The sequence below is a fragment of the Niastella vici genome, assembly GCF_002077945.1.
In the GTDB taxonomy this organism is placed as follows: Bacteria; Bacteroidota; Bacteroidia; order Chitinophagales; family Chitinophagaceae; genus Niastella; species Niastella vici.
Map to the genome: position 1 here is coordinate 171,481 of NZ_LVYD01000024.1, position 21,618 is coordinate 193,098.

Here is a 21,618-nt window from a genome sequence, read left to right on the forward strand (position 1 = left end):
TTTGTAGATTGTATTATGAAACAAACCGGGCTTCTGCTGCTTATCCTTTCTTTAACCGTACAACTGGTACAGGCACAACCAACCCTTACTTTGGCCAACCGTAAATTGTCGCCTGTTTTACAAAACAACAGCAAGCTATTGGCCAATAAACAGGAACAGGTGTTCTGGATCGTTGCATCGAACATTGATTCGGCCAAAAACTATTTCCGGGCAAACAATTTACCGGTAACCATTCTGCAGGAGCGTAGTGGTGGCCTGCTGGTAGTGCGTGCAAAAGGCACTACCCTCGATGCGCAGGTTTTATCGCAACCCTTCATTCGCTTTGTTGATGTACCCCGCCAGCCGCATGAAGAACTGGCGCTTAGCCCGTTCGACAACAGCCTCAACACCATAAACCTGGCGCACAGTAAGTACCCCCAGCTGAACGGCAGTACTATGGTGGTATCGGTAAACGAGAACAAGCCCGACACCACCGATATCGATTTCAGAGGCCGGTATATTTCAACCCCGCTTAGCTCTCCATTGATATCCTCACATGCTACCTATATGAGCACCATCATAGCCGGTGGTGAAAATTCTTTTTATACAAGCGTAGGCGTGGCCCCGGCCGCTTCTATCATCTCTTCCAACTTCGCCAGCCTGTTACCCGATGCAGATGCTGATTACCGGCAATACAACGTTTCGGTGCAAAACCACTCGTATGGAACCGGTATTGAAAATTATTATGGCGCCGATGCTGCCGCTTACGATGCCAGTACCATCAATAATCCCGGACTGCTGCATGTTTTTTCATCGGGCAATTCGGGCAACCAAACCAGTACGGGGCCCTATGCCGGCATTTCGAACATGGCCAATATTACCGGCAGTTTTAAAATGGCCAAGAATATCATTACCGTTGGCGCCACCGACTCATTTGGAAATGTTTCATTTTTAAGTTCGCGCGGCCCTGCTTATGATGGCCGGGTAAAACCCGAGCTCGTTGCGTTTGGGGAAGATGGCAGCTCCGGCGCTTCGGCCCATACTTCGGGCGCCGTATTGTTAATGCAGCAGTATTATAAAGAAAAACATAACGGCAGCCTGCCGCCCGCTTCGCTGGTAAAAGCGCTGCTGGTGAACAGCGCCGAAGACAAGGGTACCAAGGGCCCTGATTACCTGTGGGGCTTTGGCTGCCTGAATACGTATGAGGCCCTGCAGGAACTGGCCAATGAGCAATACTATTCCGGTTCCCTGACACAAGGCGCCCAACAAACATTCTCCTTAACGGTTCCAGCCAATACCCGGCAATTAAAGCTGACCCTTTGCTGGACAGACCCCGCTGCCGCAGCCAATGCCCCCAAAGCATTGATCAATGACCTGGATCTTGAACTGGTCAATAACGGTAACGCACAGGTTTGGCAACCCTGGGTATTGAGCCCGGCCCCCGTCATAGATTCCCTGCTGCTACCGGCAGTAAGAAAAAAAGATACGCTGAACAATGTAGAACAGATCACGATCGACTATCCCGTTGCCGGCAGTTATACCATCCGCGTGAAAGGCTATTCAATTCCCTCGGGCAGTCAGGCCTTTTTTACCGCCTGGCAGGCGACTGCGGCCGATCAGTTCCAGTGGCAGCTGCCTGCTTCAGTTGATTATGTAACGGCTGGCGAAAACAATCTCCTTCGCTGGTCTTCTACGTTCAACACAACTACCGGTTTGCTTGAATACAGTATCGATAAAGGCGCCAGCTGGCAAACTATAAATAATGCTGCCACCCTGGCTACAGGTACCGCCTACTGGCGGGCTCCTGATACCTGCACTACGGCATTACTGCGTATGACCATCAATGGACAGGTATTTAAATCAGACACGTTTACCATTTCGCCGATCATACCTGTTCGGGTGGGTTTTAACTGTCCCGATTCGGTCATGATCAGCTGGGACCGGGTGCCCGGAATAAAAAAATATGCGGTTTATCAACTGACCGATAAATACCTGCAGTTGATTGCCCCCGCAGCCGACACCAGTTTTATCGTTAGCCAGCCCGGCGGCCGGTTGTGGTATACCGTAGCACCGGTGATCTCAAACGGCCGGTATGGTATGAAGGCCTATACCATCAATGTAACCACCCAGGGAGTCGACTGCTATCTGAAGAATTTCCTGGTTGACCTGGTGAACAATAATACCGCATCCCTGACTGCGGAGATCGGCACCACCTACAATGTAAAAAGCTTTACATTCGAAAAGCTGATGCCCGGCGGTTACCAGTTGTTACAAACATTTCAGCCGGGTAACCTGGCCTTTGAATATACTGACAACAACCTGGCCGATGGCGTAAACACCTACCGGGTTAAAATTGAACTCACCAATGGAAAGGCCATTTACAGCGATCCGCAAAGCGTTTATTATTTCCTCACTACCCGTTATATCGTTTTCCCCAACCCGGTACATTCAAGCGGTCCATTAATGGTGCTGATGAAAGAAGAGTCGGCCAACACGTATTTATTACTGTTTAACAGCATGGGACAGCAGGTGCTGCAATACCAATTAACGCAAACGGTAGAATCGGTTGCATTACCAAACCTCCAAAGCGGGATATACTTTATGCAGATAAAGAAGAATGGGAAGAAGGAATTTATAGGAAAGGTGATGGTGGTGCGGTAAGCACTAAGTTAGCTTTGAGCAAAGGCGCAGCAGCCAGCTAACCGCGTTTAGTCGAATAGGGTATACCTGCACCGGGGTAATTGTTGATAATCAGTTGATAGCGTGCAACAAGCATCCTTTGGGCCGCAAGCAGCTAAACGCGTTTAGTGGCGAGTGCTTCATAGGCACCGGATATTTACATTGATAATCAATTGATAGCGCGCTACAGGCAATCATAGGGCCATAGAACAGCTAAACGCGTTTAGTCGAATAGGGTATACAAGCACCGGGTATTATATTGATAATCAATCAGTAGTGTACATTAAGAAATCCTTTGGGCCGCAGGCAGCTAAACGCGTTTAGTGGCGAGTGCTTCATAGGCACCGGGTAATTATATTGATAATCAATTTGTAGCGCATAGTAAGAAATCCTTTTGGCCGCCGGTAGCTAAATGCGTTTAGTACAATCAGCTGGGTATGCACCGGGTAATTATACTGATAATCAATTCATTGTAGATCCTACGCTATAATACTCAAACTTAGGGTTCCGTTTCGAACAAACTAAAAAACCCACCGGAAAACCGGTGGGTGAATATGGTAAGATGTACTTTACGTATGTTATACGCGGAAGTGAGCAAAAGCCTTGTTAGCTTCAGCCATACGGTGAGTGTCTTCTTTCTTTTTGAAAGCACCACCTTCCCCTTTGCTGGCTGCGATGATCTCGTTGGCCAGTTTTTCAGACATGCTACGACCGTTTCTTTCGCGGCTGTAGCGGATCAACCACTTAATGCTCAGAGAAACTTTTCTATCTGCACGAACTTCGGCAGGGATCTGGAAAGTTGCACCACCAATTCTACGGCTGCGTACTTCTACAGCAGGCGTAACATTGTTCAGGGCTTTTTTCCATATTTCATATCCGTTTTCACCGGTTGTTTTAGAAACGCGGTCCAATGCGGCATAGAACAGGTTGAAAGCTGTATTCTTTTTACCTCCCCACATCAGGTTGTTGATAAACCTGGTTACCATCAAATCGTTATACCTGGCATCAGGCGCTAAGGGAATTTTTTTGACTTTAGTCTTCCTCATTTATAAAAATTTGTAGAACGTCTTACTAATTATTTTTTAGCCTTTTCTTTTTTAGTTCCGTATTTAGAACGGCTCTTCTTACGGTCTTTTACACCGGCAGTATCAAGACTACCGCGAACAATGTGGTAACGCACACCTGGTAAATCCTTCACACGACCACCGCGCACCAGCACGATAGAGTGCTCTTGCAGGTTGTGACCTTCACCGGGGATGTAGGCAATCACCTCAACTTTATTTGTTAAACGTACTTTGGCCACCTTACGCAAAGCCGAGTTAGGCTTTTTAGGAGTGGTTGTATAAACACGGGTGCACACACCACGACGGAAAGGACAGGAGTCTAAAGCCCTGGATTTACTTTTAGCCTTAATGATTTCTCTTCCTTTTCTTACCAATTGTTGTATAGTAGGCATTCTGAACCTTTTGATTTTGGGACGGCAAAGTTAAGCGGATTAATTTTATAACCAAAAAAATCGAGTCCAATTTTCGTGGATAATGTGCTTACCTGCCAATTGTGTGCAAAAATAGTTGAAAAACAGCCCTTTTTCGGGGCAAAATGCCCAAAAAATTATAAAATAACCTTGTTTTACCGGCGGGTGAGCTTTCAAAAACTTCCTGACGACGAAAATTAGGAGAATGTATAAAAAAAGTAAACGAAGGAGCTGAGAACCACTTAAACGACTAACCGGGCTCCATCAGGTACCCGAATAAAAAGAGGCTGCATCATAGAATACAGCCTTTTATTTTAAAGATTTGCTACGTCCTACACCCTAAACATCCACCCGTGCGTATCAGCCGCCTCGCCTTCCCTGATGGCATCGAGGCGGTGTTTAATTTCCGGCGTTACCGTCCATTTTGCCGTATCGAAGCTCATCACAAAGTCTTTATAGCGCAATTCCCTGATCAATGAAACGGTGGCTGCAGTGCCCGTGCCAAACACTTCGCGCAGGTTTCCGGCCTTATATGCATCCATAAGGGTATCGATGGATACCGGTCTTTCTTCCACCTTCAACCCCATTTCTTCCAGAATGGTCATAACGCTGTCGCGGGTAACCCCGGCCAGTATAGTTCCCGAACCAAGGTCGGGCGTAACAGCCGTATCGCCAATTACAAAGAACACGTTCATGGTGCCGGCCTCCTGTACATATTTGTGCTCATACACATCGGTCCATAGTACCTGGTCGTAGCCCTGCTTTTTGGCTTCCGCAGTAACAAACATGGATGCGCCATAGTTACCGGCAGCTTTGGCCTGCCCTACCCCACCCGGCGCGGCGCGGGTATATTTTTCTTCTACATATATTCGCATGGGCGCACTGTAATAAGGACCCGTAGGCGCCAGAATAATGAGGAACTTATATTTTTCTGAAGGCCGCACCCCGATCATTTCATCTGAGGCGAACATGAACGGACGAATGTACAGCGAATGGTCGTGCATGGCCGGGATCCAGTTCTTATCGAGCGCAATCAACTGGCGCATGCCTTCTATAAATATTTCTTCGGGCACCGCAGGCATTTGCATACGGGCGGCCGAGATATTAAACCGGTTATAATTATCAAATGGCCTGAAAATAAAAGCTTCGCCGGCCTGGTTCTTATAAGCCTTAATGCCTTCAAAAATTGCCTGCCCGTAATGCAGGGCAGCCAGGGATGGATTGATCACCAACGGCTGGTACGGTTTGATCTCCACATTCTTCCATTCGCCATCTTCATAATCTGCCTCCAGCATATGATCAGTAAAGGTTCTGCCAAAAGGAATATTTTCGAGGTTTACACCCGGCAACCGGCTATGCTCAATTTTTGTAACAGGAATACTATAAGCTTCTACCATAATCAAGTATTTTTGAGCAGCAAATAAACAAATAAAGTTCGGGGCCGTCAAATAAATTACTAACAAGTGTTCGTACGACAATGCGAAGGGGCGGCCTGATATTTGTTTGATTAAGAATACCTTGTAGAAAATGAGCTTAACTAATATTAAATTACCAGGGTTTGTTATTGCAGACCTGTACCGGAATTCCCTGATTCAGCCTTCGGCTTCCGACTTTGAGGGAGTGCCGCAGGCGATGCCTCAAAACTACCTGCCCCAACAGGAGGCACCCGTAGTTGCCGAACCCGAACCGCAACCAGTAATTGAGGCAAAACCCGTTATAAAAACGCCGGTTGCCGAACCCCTTATAGAAAAAACACCGCCCAAACAGGCAGCACTTCCCCCCTATAAGATCCTGGGTAATAATAAAAAACAGATCGTTGTAGTGGTAAATTACCCCGGCGACGTGTTTGTACCGGAAAGCGATCTGCTGTTCCTGACCAAAATGCTGGATGCCTGTAAACTGAATATGGCCGATGTGGCGATCGTAAATCACGCCACGGCTGCCGTTCAAATCGACAGATTAAAAATTCAGTTACAGCCCAAATTCCTGTTATTGTTTGGGGTAGAACCGGATATTATTCAATTACCCATTAATTTTCCGTCGTATAAAGAACAACCTTACGCCGGCACCACCTACCTGTTCACCCCCGCGCTCAGCGACCTGAACCAGGAAACAGACCAGGCCAAAGGATTGAAAAGGAAATTGTGGGATTGTTTGAAAAGAATGTTTTTATAACACACGCATGAAACTGATATTCGCCACCAATAACCAGCATAAAGTCGACGAAATTCAGGCGGCCATTGGCCATGAACTGGAAGTGATGAGCCTGAAACAGGCTGGTATCGACATCGATATTCCCGAGCCACACGATACGCTGGAAGCCAATGCTTCGGAAAAATCGCAAACCATTCACCGGTTAACCGGTCAGCATTGCTTCAGCGAAGATACCGGGCTCGAAGTGGAAGCCCTGAACGGCGAACCGGGCGTTAAAAGCGCCCGCTATGCCGGGGAAGACAAGGCCTTTGACAAGAATATTGAAAAACTGTTGGGCAAACTGGGCGATTCGGCCAACCGCAAAGCCCAATTTCGCACGGTGATATCCCTGATATGGGAAGGAAAGGAATGGCTGTTTGAAGGCATTTGTGAAGGCACCATTACCCGGCAACCGGTTGGCAGCAGTGGTTTCGGCTACGACCCGGTGTTTACACCCACCGGCAGCAACCGTACTTTTGCCGAAATGAGCATGGCCGAAAAGAATGCGATCAGCCACCGCAAAAAAGCAGCTGAGAAACTTGTATTATTTTTACAGAATCAGGTAACAAAGGCACGATAGACAACATTAACACCCAGAAAAAGATTTTTTGGAGCCAAAAAGCAACTATACCATTTCAGAATCCGACTTGATAAAAGGATGCATTGCAGGAGACAGGCGATTGCAGGAAGAATTATATCACCGCTTTGCTCCCAAAATGTATGCGGTTTGTTTGCGATATGCCAGCAATGTCGAAGATGCACAGGATCTGCTGCAGGAAGGTTTTATAAAGATCTACAGGAATTTGCACCATTTCAGGGCAGAGGGCTCCTTTGAAGGCTGGATCAGGCGGGTATTTGTAAATACTTCTATCGAACATTTTCGGAAAAAATCGACCAAACTGTCGATGGTGACCGAAAAAGAAGAAGGAACAATTGAAGATACCGACATTTCGGCCCTTGAAAACCTGGCCGAAAAAGATATTATAAAAATAGTTCAGGAATTATCACCCGGCTACCGCACAGTGTTCAACCTGTATGTGGTAGAAGGGTATTCGCATAAAGAAATAGGTGATATGCTGGGCATCAGCGAAGGTACCAGCAAATCACAATTGGCGCGGGCCAAATCCGTTTTACAAAAGAAGATCGCCCAGTATTTAAGCGATACGCAAAAATCCTACACCCGGTAACATGGCAACGAATATTAAACATACACTCTATAACCTGGAAGTAACGCCTCCCCCGGGCGTTTGGCCCGACATAGCGGCGAGGCTGGGTGCTGAATTTGACGCAAACGAAACCCCGGTTGCGCAAAAGATGTTTGATCTTTCAATGACCCCACCCCCAGGCGTATGGAACGATATTGCTGCGGAACTGAATTCAGAACTGAAAGCAGATGAGCGGCCTGTTGCTAAAAAACTATTTGATCTTTCCCTAACACCCCCGGCAGCCGTCTGGAAAAAAATAGCCAGCCAGTTATTCGAGCAACAACCTGTTAAAAAAGAAGGCAAGCTCATTACCCTGCATTCGCGCAAAGCAATAGCCGCTGCAGCCGCCATGGTGCTGCTCACCGTAGGCGCCTGGTACTTTTTAGATAAATCAAATGCTATTGACAATACAACGGTAGCCCGGCAATCAACTACTGCAACCCCTGCCGGCAACCATGCAACCGCCCATACAAGAACACGCTCTGCCGATACCGAGATCGGTGAGCGCCCGGCCGAACAAATTGATCAGCTCAATTCAAAGCCACTCGCCGCTTTATCGGGCGATGCATCGGACCTGCTCAACAACCGCTACGCCAACCGGCATGGCGCCCGGCGCACCGCCTTTTTCGATTACCAACCCATTGCCACCAGCTATGCGGGCGTCGATGAAGACCACGCTATTGAGTTCACTGATGGAAACATGCCCAATGTGGAAGCACCGCTTATCCGCGACGCTAACGGACAGGTGATCCTCGATAAAAAACTCGTTGCGCCCGACGAATGCTATATCACCATTACCAGCCCCAACGGTGAACAAACCCGCATCTCCTCCAAATTCCTGCATATCATCAGCACCCTTAACCAGGAAGCAGAACCGCAGGATTATTTTGATTTTATGATGCAGGAAAACAGCCTCTGGAAGATCCGTTTCAGCGAATGGAAAGAAAAGATCCTGAACCAGGCTTCGCAGATGCCCACCTCTACCAGTTTCACCGATATTATGGACCTGAAGGACCTGTTGATGGAGAACCAGTAGGAAATAAGAAATGAAGAATTAGAACGTTAATTACAGTATGGCCAGAATCAAAGTTGAACTCCCTGAACATTTTACTTTCGCCACCACTATTCCTGTACGCATAACCGACCTCAACTATGGCAATCATGTGGGCAACGACACCATTCTTTCCATGATACATGAGGCGCGCGTACAATACCTGAAACAACTGGGTTATGGTGAGTTGAACCTGGCCGGCGTTGGCCTCATCATGAGCGATGTAGCCATTGAATTCAAAAGCGAATTATTCTACGGCGATGAAGTAAAGGTAGCTGTAGCCGCCGGTGACCTTTCAAAGATCTCCTTCGACCTGTATTACAAACTCGAAAAGCGTTCAGGCGATACCACGCAACTGGTAGCCGTAGCCAAAACGGGGATGGTTTGTTATGATTATAGCAAGAAAAAAGTTGCTGCGGTGCCTGTTGAGGTAGTTGAAAAATTAAAAGCAGCAGGTTTCTGAGTTTTTCAGTTTCAGTTATTGAGTTATTTATTGAACACAACTTAAAAACTGAAAACTTACGAACTTATAAACTATTCCAAATTCGCCAGCTCTCTTCTGCCTGAATGATCAGCATATCGTGCCCGTTCTTTATGGCAGCACCCTGCTGCTCCCCTTTTTGCAGGAACAAGGTCTTTGCGGGATTATATACCAGATCGTACAAATAATGTTTAGAAGTAAGAAACTGATATGGCAAGGGTGGGCACTCTTCCACTTTTGGATACATGCCAACCGGACTGGTATTTATGATCAACAAGCATTCATTGATATCCTGCTCTCCTATGTGCTCATATCCAATTTGCCTTAATGTTGAAGGAGTCCTTGACACTTCAATAAAGGCAATGCCCAGCTTGTTCAGTACATAATGAACCGCTTTGGCAGCGCCACCGGTACCCAGCACCAGCGCTTTTTTATGATGGGATTGCAGCAACGGCCTTAACGATTGTTCAAAGCCCACCACATCAGTATTATGCCCCGTTAAGCGGCCATTCTCTATTTTGATACAGTTACAGGCGCCAATGGTTTGCACCACTTCGCTTTGGGCGGTGAGGAAGGGAATTACTTTTTCCTTGTAAGGAATGGTAACATTCAAACCGTTCAGGTCAGGATGTTGCTGTATAAGCGCCCCAAATTCATCTATAGTGGCCAGCGGGAAATTTTCATACACGCAACCCGTGATCCCTTCCCGCTGGAACTTTTCTGTAAAATATTTCTGGGAAAATGAATGGCTTAATGGATAGCCAATCAAGCCATATTTTTTCATGAGGCTTTTTGTTTAATTGATACTTCTGAGGGCTTAATCGTGAATGGTGAATGGTGAATGGCAATCGTGACTAGTTCGCGAATTTTCAGATTAATCCCGATTTTGCAACGCGGGAAAATATATTGACCATTAACCATTGACCATTGCCGAATTAGTGCGTTCCATTGCCGTTCAGGAACAAATTGAAGGTATCGCCACGCAATCCTATACGCATTGTTTCGAGCGGAATAACTTCAGTTGGGGCAATGTTACCCAGGTTCACGTTGCAGCCCAGCAGCTCTATAAAATATAATTGCTGTGCTTTTTGCGGCGCTTCCCACAAGATCTTTTCACCGGGAATTTGTGTAAGGATCTCCTGAACCAGGCCTTCGCGTACCTCGCCTGAACCGCGGTAAATACCCACGTTACCAGCTTCGCGGGCTTCAGCGATCACGTACGTTGAACCGGCATTCAGTTCGGCGCGCATGAGTTCAATCCATTTATAAGGGGGAATAATATGGGCAGCATCCTTACTTCCCACTTCGCTTAATACGGTCCCATGTTTGGCCAGTTTTTCGATATAACCGCATTTTTCAGCGTGGGGAATATTGATTGATCCATCGCTCACCTCCATGTAAGAGATGTTATAATCTTTACAAACGCTGATGTAATCATTAAACTGGTTACGGATCAGGAACGCCTCAAACAAAGTGCCTCCAAAATAAACGGGAATGTCATACGATTTGTAAACTTCTATCTTTTCGCGCAGGTTGGGTGTTACAAAAGAGGTTCCAAAGCCGAGCTTAACAATATCTATATGCGGGTGTCCAACACTCATCATATTCTGCGCTTCCGGAATGCTCAGGCCTTTGTCCATTACCATGGTAATACCGCTGTTGCGTGGTTTCTTAATCCTGTCGGGGATCTGTGTGAGGTTAAAATTCATTCCTTGTTTTTTTGTGCACCAATTTTAAAGCCGCCGCAAAAATAATGGAAAACATCATACGAGGCATATGGTTCAGATCATAAGCAAAAAGGGATGAGCAAAACAATTAGCCCGGTTCCTGCCTATAATCCCAAATATTGCCATCCATCTTGATAAAACGGGCTTCTATCGAAAAAAAGTGCCTTTAAAAGGGAATTAAAATAAAAAGGCAGGCAATCATGATCTCCATGATCCCCTGCCTGTTGTTTATTTCTAATAAAATACTAATTCTTCTTTTTAGAAGCGGCTATTACATCTATCACCAGCTGATGCCGCAATATGGCGGGATTGAGGTGTATCAGCTTCTTCAACAATTTGGGCGAGGCTTCCAACGCCGACTCCAGTTGCAGAAGGGCTTCCTTGGTTTTACCCAATGCCAGGTAAATGGCGCTCAGGTAATAGAGGAATATGGGTTTCTGCTCGGTGATCTTCAGGGCAGCCTTTACCTGTTCCAGCGCTTCTTCATAAAATTCGCCCTGGTACAAACAGCGAATGAGCGCTTCCCAGCTTGAAATATTACGCGGCCGTTGCCGTACCACATTAGAAAAATACTGTATAGCTTCCTTATAATCGCCCAGCTGCATTTTGCATTCACCCATGGCCAGGTTATACTCCGGCTGCAGGCGATGTATCTGCATGGCGCTTTCGAGCTGTTTAACCGCCATGGACCATTGCTGTTCGTTTATATACGTACAGGCTATCTTGTAATACAGCTTGCTATCGCCCTGGTTTAAATGCGAGGCCTTGCGATAGTAGAACCTTGCCTGGGCATAGTTCTTCATTCGGTCGTAGCAATGGCCTATAGCTTCATAGATCACATCTTCGGGGCGCGACAGCTCAAGTACCTTTTCCAGCACTTCTATGGCATCCTTGTATTTGCGTAAGCGAATAAAGGCATCGCCCATATTGCGGTAGGCATAATCGAACTTTTCGTCAATGGCCACTGCATATTTATAGGCGTCAATGGCCTTTTCATACAATTTTAACCCCTGGTAAGCTGCTGCCAGGTTAAACCAGGCCAGCTCACTGTATGGGTTCTCTTCTATGATGTGCTGATGCAACGTGATGCTTTCTTCGTTACGGCCGGTGAAATCGGTCCAAAAGCAGATCTTGTACAGGGCTTCCTCGTTGGTAGGTTCCTGCTCCAGGATCAGCTTCAGGCAATCGAAGATCTTGTCAAATTCTTCGTAATCATCATATACGTCGGCCAGCTCAAACAGCAATTCAATGCGTTCCTGGCCATCGAACAGCTGCAGGGCATTCTCAAGCAGCTCCACGGCTTTCTCCTGCTGGTCAAGCGCCAGGTATACGTCGGTTTTTAATATGTACAGGTTTATATCGTTGCTGTCGAGTAATTCGGCGTGGTTCAGTAATTCCAGGGCTTCATTATAGTGCCGGGTGGCTATTAACAGGTCGGCTTTTTTAATGAGCAATGCCGATGAATAGGGATATTGCTCAATACCCATTTCAGCGGCTTCCAGGGCTTGTGGCAGGTCTTCCACGTCATCAAAATAGTCGATAATCTTTTCAAAGGCTTCTTCTTCGAGGAAGGAATTGCCACGACCCGCTTTCAGATTCTGGAACTGCTTAACTAACTCCCTGATTTCTTCATTATCCTGACGAAACGGATTTTCTCTCATTTATTTAAATAGTAGGTTAATGTAAAATAGAATTTTTAGGGATGTGTACCAATTTTTCTTATGTACAGATGTGAATAATTATGATAAAGTAATAATAATTACTTACTGCACCCTAACAACCGGTTGTTTACCAATATAACGCCTGAACATGCCCATGGTTAAACAATAATCAGCTTTGATTTACAGCAATTTATAAATAACGATAAAGAAATTGTAAAAAAACCAACCCTTTCTTTATGAAATCCGTAACATTTAAGTATCTCAATCGTTAAGGGAAGTATAAACTTTAATCCCGACGGTTAAAGAAAACCAAATTTTTTTTTATATTTTTGTACTCAATATGCAAGTGAACTCTACGCTAAAACTTAACCACATGCTTAAAAAGACCATCATCAGTTGTGCGATGATAGGGGTATTTGCGCTTGCTTTGGCAAGCAGCGGAGGTGGTGACAAGAAGAAAGCAGAGGCGCTTCGCAAGCCCGATTTTACTCCTATCAGAACTACAAATGGCTTTACACTGAAAGCCGGTCCTGCTTATACTGGCAGCCACACTTTCATCAATGTGCGCCCCAATAACTTCATCACACGCAATACGGTGGTGACTTATCAGCAAGGCAACAAGGTATTCATTTTACCTTACAAGCCACGGGTTACAGTAACCAGTGCTGTTGATAATTCAACTTTCCGTAACAACCTGAACGTTCTTGATCTGAAGATCCGGCTCCATAAATAATCAACCGGTTTTTCCCGATCAATTACTTACGTTCATTTTCTTACTTTCTTCATAGGTCATTTCGCGGTAGCCTGATTTAGGTATGTCGAATTTTGAAGCCGGAACAGGGTTCATGTTGATCTTATTGACGGTGTATTTGATGGTGAGCTTTCCCTGTACCAATTCATATTCCAGTGGTAACCCGCTCAGGTTCTTGAACAGGTAATCATAATCATTGTTCTCGGGAACAATGTCGGGCGTATAAAACACGGTGAAAGTGGTTCCATCGGGTAATGTTGCTACCGCCTTGATACAGTTATAACCTGCAATGGCCTTTGTTTCGCTGGTATTGGCGAAAGTTATTCCATCGTAGCGTTTATTATTCTCAGCCCAATTCTCACTGGTCATCCTGATCAGCAGTTTCTGCCCGCTCACTTCCTTTAACACTACAGAAGTACCAGCCTTGGAATCGTGTATGGTAGCGGAAGAAAACAGGGCGCTGGCCATTTCGGCCCGGCTCATATTTCCCTTTATATAGATTGTTTTCGTATGCCCGTCAAGCGCATCGGCCATTTTAGGCTCTTTGCTGCCGCTTGAAATACTGGCATCGTATACCATGGTAAGCTCGCTTACCTTACGCTGCGCGTTGGCGGTAACCAGCATACCTGTACAACTAACTAACAGTAACACAATATGTTTTTTCATGATCTACGGTTGTAATAATAGAAAGATGCGGACAAGGTGCTAAAAGTTGCTGCGTAAAATACAAAGACCAGCCAATTTTAAAAAGGTAAAGCTGGAAATATAGATAATATTGTTAAAAATGAAGCTGTTGTGGCGTCAAAAGCCGAAGTAGGAAGTAAGAAGTAGGAAAATACCCTACATGCGGGCCTCGCCGTTTATTTTAAATCTCAAAAATCAAGCTCTTCATACTTCTTACCTCCTACCTCCTACTTCTAACCCCCACAAAAAAGGTGAGCCCTGTTTAGAACTCACCTTTATATATAAATTTCTATTAAACTTACTTCTTCTGACCGCCTTTGGCTTTCTGGGCCTGCGCCTGGGCTTCCTGCATCGCCTCGAGCCGCTCCTGCCACTTCGATTTGCCCTTTGGCTTCTTCCGGTTCTCATCAATTTTCGCCAGGATCTTGTCGTGGTCGATGATATAGTTCTGAATAACGAACTGCAATATCAACGTAATGAGGTTCGATACGGTGTAATACCAGGTTAAGGCCGCCGGTAATTTGTTGAACACAAATAACAGGATAAAGGGGAAAATGTATGGCATGTACTTGAGTGCCGGATTATTTTGATCGGGCGTCATGTTCATGTTATAGATCGAGATCAGGAAGCTGGTCAATACGGCTGTAATTGTGAACAAACTTAAATGGTTACCAAGGCCCCACACACTGAAGGGGAACTTCACAATTACATCATAAGCCGCCAGGTTATCGGCCCATAAAAAGCCTACTCCCCGCAAATCGATGTTCGAATTAAAGAAGCTGTACAATGCAAAGAAGATCGGGATCTGCAACAACGCGGGTATACAACCGCCCAGGGGGTTCACGCCGGCTTCGCGGAATAATTTCATTTGCTCAACCCCTATCTGCTGCTGATCGGCGCCATATTTTTCTTTCAGTTTATCGATCTCAGGTCTTAATGCCTTCATTTTGGCGCCGCTCAAATAGCTGGTATACACCAATGGCGAGGTAAACAACCTGATGAATAATGTAAGTAACGCAATGGCAATACCCATACTGCCGATAAAGCTTCTGAAGAAACCAAAAACCGGCATTACAATATACTTGTTGATGGGGCGTACAAAGGCGTACATATCGCGGCCCAGGTTCACGATCTTATCCATTTCAGGAACCTGGTCTTTGTGTTGCCGTAAGATGTTGTAATTATTAGGACCATAATACAACTGCATGGGGAAATTAGCGGTGGGCCCTAATGGTAACCGCGTTTGCAAAGAGGTGGTTACCTCAGCTATTTTGGAAGTGGTGTCGGTCAGGTTCTTGATGAACTTAACATCACCACTGGTAAACTTGTCTTTAGCTATGAGCGAGGTATTAAAGAACTGTTGTGATACGCTTACCCATTGTACCGGCTTTTCAAAGTTGCGGGCCGATTTTGACAACATGTAGTCAAACTCATCGTTCTCATAAAAGCACACGGTGCTTTGCTGGCGCTCATACAGTACATCTGTTTCATGCTGCGTAGGTTGTGCCTGCCATACCAGGTTGAAGTTACCCTGGGTAAGCATTTTATCGGCTCCGCTCAGCTGTACGGCCCAGTCAATAAGGTAATCATTGGGCCTGATGGTGAACTGGTGAGTGACATTGCCTTCGCCGGGAACCGGCACCTGGTAGATCACCGTTTGGCTGTTATCGGCATTGTGGGTCACCTTGGGGGCCATGAAATACAGGTCGGCGATCTGCGCCATCTGGTTGTTGCCTGTATTGATACTGTACGATATTTTATCGAACGGGGTATTGTTCAATAAAACCGGCTTATTGTCTTTGAGCGATTTGTAATTTTTAAGCTCAACCTGTTTTGGCTGTCCGCCCTTGTTGGTGAAGCTGATCTTAACCACTTCATTTTCAATTACTGTCAATTGCTCAATGCCGCGGGTAGCCAGTTGGCCGGGCGCTACAGTGGTATCAACTTTGGTTGTATCGTTAGCCAGGGAAATAGAGTCTCGTACCCTTTTAACCCGTGCGATGGAATCTGCCAGATGTTGCTGTTTCGCTTCTAATTCGTGACTGTTGCGGGTAGAAGTAAAAAGATATACAAACAGTAAAAGCGCTAACAACACAAAGCCAATCACCGTATTGCGGTCCATGTTCATTATACTACTAGTTTAAAAGAGGTGCAAAGATAGTTGTAAGTTGTAAGTTTCAAGGTATAAGTTGACAGTTCTGTACTTTTATTACAGAAACTTAATAATTATGCTGCCAGCAGCATGAACTTCAGCAACTTACACTTAATACCTACCCTTACAACCCGCCATCGGGCGGGCCTTATATCATTTCGCTTTGTAATAAAGGATTTTTTACGGTACTCTTTTTCTCGGCATACTCTTTAGCTGCCTTTACAAAATTTACAAAAATGGGATGTGGGTTTTCGACCGTGCTCTTTAATTCAGGATGGTATTGAACCCCAATAAAGAATGGATGAGAAGGCAGTTCCACGATCTCAACCAGCTGGTTCTCGTTATTGCGGCCACTGGCGATCATCCCCGCTTCCTGAAACTGGTTGAAATAACGGTTATTGAACTCCCAGCGGTGGCGATGCCGTTCGCTGATGGTTTCGTGGTTATATATCTTACGGGCCAGGGTTCCCTCAAGCGTTGTGCAGCTATAAGCGCCCAAACGCATGGTTCCACCTTTTGAAGTAATAGCTTTTTGCTCTTCCATGAGGTCAATTACCGGATCGGGGGTATTGGGGTTCATTTCGGTAGAATGGGCGTCTTTCAACCCCAGCACATTGCGGGCAAATTCAATAACGGCCATTTGCATTCCCAAACAAATACCAAAGAATGGCAGCCTGTTCTCACGGGCGTATTTTACGGCCAGTATCTTACCTTCTACACCCCGATGTCCAAAACCGGGCGCTACCAGCAACCCATCGAGGTTAGCCAGCTTTTCCCCTACGTTCTCAGCGGTAATGAATTCACTGTGTACATTCTGGATCTGCACCTTGCATTCGTTCAATGCTCCGGCATGTACAAATGCTTCGAGAATTGATTTATATGCATCCTGCAGCTCAATGTATTTTCCGATCAAACCGATGGTCACCTGACTCTTGGGATATTTCAGTTTGTCAAGCACCTCTTTCCATTTCTGCAGGTCTGGTTCGTGGAAACTATTGATGTTGAGTTTTTTCAAACAAATAAGATCGAGCTTCTCGCGCATCATGGCCAGCGGCACTTCATAAATGGTAGGCGCATCGGCTGCTTCGATCACCGCTTCCTGTTTTACATTACAGAACAGGGCGATCTTGCGGCGCAGATCGGGCGTCAGCGTCTTTTCGGTACGGCAAACGATGATATCAGGATGCACGCCTTCCTGGCTCAGCATTTTCACGCTGTGCTGGGTTGGCTTTGTTTTTAATTCCTTGGCTGCTTTCAGGTATGGGATCAGGGTAAGATGTACCACCACGGTATCTTCCTCGGGCAGTTCCCATTGCAACTGACGCAATGCTTCAATAAAAGGAAGGCTTTCAATATCCCCTACGGTTCCACCCAACTCGGTAATGATGATATCAAATTCATTGGTAGTGCCCAACAGCAGCATCCGGCGCTTGATCTCATCGGTGATATGGGGAACAACCTGAACGGTTTTCCCGAGGTAAGCGCCTTCACGTTCTTTATTAATAACTGTTTGATAAATACGGCCTGTAGTTACGTTGTTCGACTGGCTGGTGAAAATGTTCAGGAACCGCTCGTAGTGGCCAAGGTCGAGATCGGTTTCGGCCCCATCCTCCGTAACATAGCACTCACCATGCTCGTATGGGTTCAATGTGCCCGGGTCGACGTTGATATACGGATCGAACTTTTGAATTGTTACCCTCAATCCCCTCGCCTGCAACAATTTTGCCAGCGAGGCTGCAATAATCCCTTTTCCTAATGATGAAGTTACCCCACCGGTAACAAAAATATGCTTGGCCATATTGTATGGTTATTTGTTTCAGTTCGTTACACGAGCGACGTTAAACCAACGTCTTCACAATTATTTTTCTTGGTAATCCCGATTGACCAGCGGAAACAAAATTCTTAATGGAAAAATAATTCCGGGAGGTCGTGCAAAGTTACGGCAAATTACCGCGCCAGAAAAACCCGATTTTCAGGTGTGGAAAACCAGGCCATTGGCTGTGAATTGCATTAAAAACAGGTTAAAATTGGCGCTATGGACCTTATACAGGGATTTTACTAACCCAATCCTTCGACTTTGCTCAATCCTTCGACTTCGCTCAGGACGCCCTTTAAAACAAAACCCCGTTCTGACAAAACCGGAACGGGGCCTTAATTATTTGAAAGCAGATCACAACGTCATCTTATCTCACTTTAGTAATGCTAAGCGGTTTGAACTGATAGGCTGCAGTGGCAGTAGATTTTTTATCGCTGAAAACCTTGCTGGTCTCAAGCTCTCTATTCTTTGCAGAATGTAATAAAATGATTGCGGCTATCTCTATAAAAAGAATAAAAAAACTAAATCGCTCCTTTTTCATAAGTGTGTGCTAATGGGTTCGGGGTATGGATGCACATTTTTTGCGCGCAACAAAGGAACGAAAATTTTGTTGCTTATGCAAGCAAACATATCCTTTTTTCACCATATTCGTAAAATTACGCATAACATATACTGTAATTCCACAAATTGTAAGTAATACACACATTATATTTTTGATAAATCACCTAAACACAGTTAATGTATATACGATCTATTATGCCTAGCTATCCTTGGCAATTTTATCATAACTGGCCACAATCCCTTTTATAAGAGAAGAACTGAAGCCCTGGTGTTCCATTTCATTTAGCCCCGCAATGGTACAACCCTTGGGTGTGGTTACTTTATCGATCTCCTGCTCGGGGTGTGTGCCTTTTTTCAGCAACAATTCAGCAGCGCCTTTTACTGTTTGCGCGGCAATTAAACTGGCAGTAGCAGCATCGAAACCAATTTCAATACCACCCTGAATGTTTGCGCGAATGTATCGCATAGCGTACGCAGTACCGCAAGCCCCCAGCACAGTGGCGGCATCCATCAGCTTCTCATCTATCCAAACAGCTTTGCCCAGCTGGTTAAACAGGTCTTCAATAAAAGAAATATTCTCCCGGCTCACATCATGCGATGCGGCCAAACAGGTCATACTTTCCTGAATGGCGATGGCAGTATTGGGCATGGCCCTGATAACGGGTACTTTTTGGTCAACCGATTTCAGCATATGACCAATGGTAATACCGGTTATCACCGATACCAGTACATGGCGGCCGGGGGTGAGCAATGGTTTCAGCTTTGCTAATATATCATCAACCTGAAAAGGTTTTACGGCAAGAATGACCATATCGGCAAAACGCACGGCTTCTTCATTATTATCGCTTACGAGCACGCCGCGCTTTTCCAGCGCACCCAGCGTTTTTATATTCCGCTTGGTAATAAGAATATGTTCAGGCAGGGTAAAACCGCTATTGATCAGGCCTTCAGCAATGGCTGTTCCTAAATTACCGCCACCAATGATCGCAATCTTCTTGTTCATTTTTATATTCCTTGATTCTTGTTCTAGTAATATTTTCCTTTTGCGAGGTAATTCCGCACATAATCATTCACCCCTTCTTCCAACGAATAAAATGAATCGGAATATCCGGCGTCTTTCAGCTTTTGCATATTCGCTTCAGTGAAATACTGGTATTTGTCGCGAATGTCAATGGGCATATCAATAAACTCGATCACCGGTTCTTTATCGAGCCCGCTGAATGTTGATTTTGCCAGGTCTTCAAAGCTTCTTGCTTTTCCGGTACCCAGGTTGTATAATCCGCTTGCTACATCGCCATTACCCTTTTCATATTGTTCCATGAGCCAGTAACAGATCTTCAACACATCTTTCACATACACGAAATCGCGCAGCTGCTGGCCATCTTTATATCCTTCTTTATGGCTCCTGAACAATTTCACAAATCCCTGCTGGTTGATCTGTTTGAACGAATGCCATATTACGCTGGCCATACGGCCTTTATGATATTCGTTGGGACCATATACATTAAAGAATTTCAGTCCGGCCCAAAACGGCGGCTGTTCCGTTTGCTGCAAGGCCCATTTATCAAATTCATTTTTTGAAACACCGTACGGGTTCAGCGGTTTCAATGAATATACCACTGCATGATCATCATTATATCCCTGCTCGCCCGAGCCATAGGTGGCTGCAGAAGAAGCATATACCACAGGTACCTTATTCGCCGCGCAATAATTCCAGATCTTTTGTGAATAGTCGACGTTCAGGTGCTGGTGCACAGCATAATCAAACTCGGTGGTATCGGTACGGGCGCCAATATGGAAAATAAAACTGATGGCGGGTTTATGTTCAGCCAGCCAGTCGAAAAACTGTTCGCGCTCCACTTTCGCCTCGTATTTTTTTCCTTCGAGGTTCACCTCTTTTTCGAGCTTGCTGAAATCATCGACCAGGATAAGCCGGTTATATCCTTTTGCATTCAGAAAACCGGTTAAACAACTTCCTATAAAACCGGCTGCGCCGGTCACTACTATTAGCCTGTTTGATAAATCCATTTATTATAAGATATTTGATAAAAGATATGTCATCACGCCGGTATTTTCACACGTTTAATGCGTTACGTTTTTTCGCGTGCTTTCGTATCTTCCTGTTACACCTTCCAAAACCCGAAGGTAAACAGTTTTTTAATACACTTATTTTTGACGGTGGGGAAATTGGGGTTGACTTTTTCTTCGTATTGAGCGGCTTTTTGATCACCTACCTGCTTACTTATGAATACACCCAAACCGGAAAGATAAACGCAAAAGATTACCTGTTACGCCGTGCCTTTCGCATTTGGCCCTTATATTTTGCCGGTGTTTTTATAGCCTACTTCAACAATTTCATTTCAGCGCATTTTAATATAGGCAATAATGCGGGTTATACGCCCAACCTGTTCTTCTCCCTCACCTTTCTGGAGAATTACCAGATGCTATTCCACGATAATTTCCCCAATGGCGCCCCTTTGCGGGTAATGTGGTCGTTATGCGTGGAAGAACATTTTTATATGCTATGGCTTTTACTGTTCCTGTTGATACCGGCCAGGCATTTTATAAAGGCAGCGGGTATTTTATGGGTACTGGGCATCGCGTATCGCGGGTGGTTTCATTATCAGTTTCCAACCAGGCAATATGTTGACCTGGATATAATCTCCAGGCTCGATTATTTTTGTGCCGGTGGTATAGCTGGCTATTTGACCGCCAGCTACCCCTCACCCGTAAAACAATACTTATTACGCATTCAACGGGCCATTCGCTATGGTGTTACCATAATAGCGATCGCGTTCTTCTTCGCTCATCATTTTATTCAGCTGAAGTTACCCGCCTTGTTCTTTCCGGTTGTTCCGGCATGCCTGTTTGCGGTTTTACTGTTACTGATTGCCTCTTCCACCACTTTCATTCACATAAAAGAAAGTAATATTCTTTCATGGCTGGGCAAGATCAGTTATGGATTTTACGTATTCCATACAGTTATTATTTTAACCCTGATGGCCCTGGCAAAAAAAGCCAACATCGATGTGCTTTCCGCCAACCTGTATTATGGGTTTGCGGTACTGGCCTTTTTATTGACTACAGGGGTAAGCTGGCTTTCGTGGAATTACTTCGAATCTTTCTTTCTTGGCTACCGGAAAAAATATATAAACAAAAAGCGTGCGGCATCAACTACCAGCACGCTTTAGGATATTTTTTGAC

At 45.4% G+C, this 21,618-nt stretch carries 20 protein-coding genes; 8 read left to right on the top strand and 12 right to left on the bottom strand.

Features of this window, described 5'->3' with window-relative positions:
• The first annotated feature begins 15 nt into the window (after positions 1-15).
• Positions 16-2,640: a S8 family peptidase gene (locus A3860_RS08280; protein WP_081146080.1), complete on the top strand. Its 2,625-nt coding sequence runs from the start codon at positions 16-18 to the stop codon at positions 2,638-2,640.
• Positions 2,641-3,236: 596 nt separating this feature from the next.
• Here the strand turns inward: A3860_RS08280 and rpsG are convergent.
• From rpsG to A3860_RS08295, 3 genes are all read right to left on the bottom strand, one after another.
• The gene (rpsG, locus tag A3860_RS08285) at positions 3,237-3,704 is read right to left on the bottom strand and encodes a 30S ribosomal protein S7 (protein WP_081146081.1); all 468 of its coding nucleotides are present in this window, start codon (positions 3,702-3,704) and stop codon (positions 3,237-3,239) included.
• Between the two features lie 29 nt (positions 3,705-3,733).
• Positions 3,734-4,114: a 30S ribosomal protein S12 gene (gene rpsL, locus A3860_RS08290; RefSeq protein ID WP_081146082.1), complete on the bottom strand. Its 381-nt coding sequence runs from the start codon at positions 4,112-4,114 to the stop codon at positions 3,734-3,736.
• 350 nt (positions 4,115-4,464) lie between these two features.
• Positions 4,465-5,529 (bottom strand): branched-chain amino acid aminotransferase, encoded by a 1,065-nt coding sequence (locus A3860_RS08295; RefSeq protein WP_081146083.1) that lies wholly within the window; start codon positions 5,527-5,529, stop codon positions 4,465-4,467.
• 130 nt (positions 5,530-5,659) lie between these two features.
• Here A3860_RS08295 and A3860_RS08300 point away from each other — a divergent pair, with 130 nt between their 5' ends.
• Genes A3860_RS08300 through A3860_RS08320 form a run of 5 tightly spaced genes read left to right on the top strand, consistent with a single transcriptional unit; the run spans position 5,660 to position 9,044 of the window.
• Positions 5,660-6,307, top strand: a complete 648-nt coding sequence (locus tag A3860_RS08300) for a hypothetical protein (protein ID WP_081146084.1) — start codon at positions 5,660-5,662, stop codon at positions 6,305-6,307.
• Between the two features lie 7 nt (positions 6,308-6,314).
• Positions 6,315-6,905, top strand: coding sequence for an RdgB/HAM1 family non-canonical purine NTP pyrophosphatase (gene rdgB / locus A3860_RS08305; RefSeq protein ID WP_081146085.1), 591 nt, complete (start codon positions 6,315-6,317; stop codon positions 6,903-6,905).
• Between the two features lie 28 nt (positions 6,906-6,933).
• Positions 6,934-7,512 (top strand): RNA polymerase sigma factor, encoded by a 579-nt coding sequence (locus A3860_RS08310; RefSeq protein WP_081146086.1) that lies wholly within the window; start codon positions 6,934-6,936, stop codon positions 7,510-7,512.
• A gap of 1 nt (position 7,513) precedes the next feature.
• A complete protein-coding gene (locus A3860_RS08315) occupies positions 7,514-8,566 on the top strand; it encodes a hypothetical protein (RefSeq protein WP_081146087.1) in 1,053 nt (350 codons plus the stop codon).
• A gap of 37 nt (positions 8,567-8,603) precedes the next feature.
• The gene (locus A3860_RS08320) at positions 8,604-9,044 is read left to right on the top strand and encodes an acyl-CoA thioesterase (protein ID WP_081146088.1); all 441 of its coding nucleotides are present in this window, start codon (positions 8,604-8,606) and stop codon (positions 9,042-9,044) included.
• A 64-nt stretch (positions 9,045-9,108) separates the two neighbouring features.
• Here the strand turns inward: A3860_RS08320 and A3860_RS08325 are convergent, their stop codons facing one another.
• The 3 genes from A3860_RS08325 to A3860_RS08335 form a co-directional block, all read right to left on the bottom strand.
• Positions 9,109-9,846, bottom strand: a complete 738-nt coding sequence (locus A3860_RS08325; protein WP_081146089.1) for a shikimate dehydrogenase family protein — start codon at positions 9,844-9,846, stop codon at positions 9,109-9,111.
• A 151-nt stretch (positions 9,847-9,997) separates the two neighbouring features.
• The gene (locus A3860_RS08330) at positions 9,998-10,771 is read right to left on the bottom strand and encodes a phosphosulfolactate synthase (RefSeq protein WP_081146090.1); all 774 of its coding nucleotides are present in this window, start codon (positions 10,769-10,771) and stop codon (positions 9,998-10,000) included.
• A 263-nt stretch (positions 10,772-11,034) separates the two neighbouring features.
• Positions 11,035-12,450, bottom strand: coding sequence for a tetratricopeptide repeat protein (locus tag A3860_RS08335; protein ID WP_081146091.1), 1,416 nt, complete (start codon positions 12,448-12,450; stop codon positions 11,035-11,037).
• Between the two features lie 373 nt (positions 12,451-12,823).
• Between A3860_RS08335 and A3860_RS08340 the strand changes: the two genes are divergently transcribed.
• A complete protein-coding gene (locus A3860_RS08340) occupies positions 12,824-13,183 on the top strand; it encodes a hypothetical protein (RefSeq protein WP_081146092.1) in 360 nt (119 codons plus the stop codon).
• An 18-nt stretch (positions 13,184-13,201) separates the two neighbouring features.
• Here the strand turns inward: A3860_RS08340 and A3860_RS08345 are convergent, their stop codons facing one another.
• From A3860_RS08345 to rfaD, 6 genes are all read right to left on the bottom strand, one after another.
• Complete coding sequence (locus tag A3860_RS08345; protein ID WP_081146093.1) at positions 13,202-13,867, bottom strand: hypothetical protein; 666 nt, start codon at positions 13,865-13,867, stop codon at positions 13,202-13,204.
• A 316-nt stretch (positions 13,868-14,183) separates the two neighbouring features.
• Positions 14,184-16,013, bottom strand: coding sequence for a membrane protein insertase YidC (gene yidC / locus A3860_RS08350; protein ID WP_081146094.1), 1,830 nt, complete (start codon positions 16,011-16,013; stop codon positions 14,184-14,186).
• A gap of 172 nt (positions 16,014-16,185) precedes the next feature.
• On the bottom strand, positions 16,186-17,835 hold the full coding sequence (locus tag A3860_RS08355) for a CTP synthase (protein WP_081146095.1): 1,650 nt from the start codon (positions 17,833-17,835) through the stop codon (positions 16,186-16,188).
• Positions 17,836-18,220: 385 nt separating this feature from the next.
• The gene (locus tag A3860_RS40995; RefSeq protein WP_158085169.1) at positions 18,221-18,394 is read right to left on the bottom strand and encodes a hypothetical protein; all 174 of its coding nucleotides are present in this window, start codon (positions 18,392-18,394) and stop codon (positions 18,221-18,223) included.
• Positions 18,395-18,613: 219 nt separating this feature from the next.
• Positions 18,614-19,417 carry a pyrroline-5-carboxylate reductase gene (gene proC, locus A3860_RS08360; RefSeq protein ID WP_081146096.1) on the bottom strand — a complete coding sequence of 268 codons (804 nt, stop codon included), beginning with the start codon at positions 19,415-19,417 and terminating at the stop codon, positions 18,614-18,616.
• A gap of 23 nt (positions 19,418-19,440) precedes the next feature.
• Entirely contained in the window at positions 19,441-20,442 is a 1,002-nt protein-coding gene (gene rfaD, locus A3860_RS08365) for an ADP-glyceromanno-heptose 6-epimerase (RefSeq protein ID WP_081146097.1), read from the bottom strand.
• A 26-nt stretch (positions 20,443-20,468) separates the two neighbouring features.
• Between rfaD and A3860_RS08370 the strand changes: the two genes are divergently transcribed.
• Positions 20,469-21,605, top strand: coding sequence for an acyltransferase family protein (locus tag A3860_RS08370; protein ID WP_081146098.1), 1,137 nt, complete (start codon positions 20,469-20,471; stop codon positions 21,603-21,605).
• The last annotated feature ends 13 nt before the right edge of the window (positions 21,606-21,618 follow it).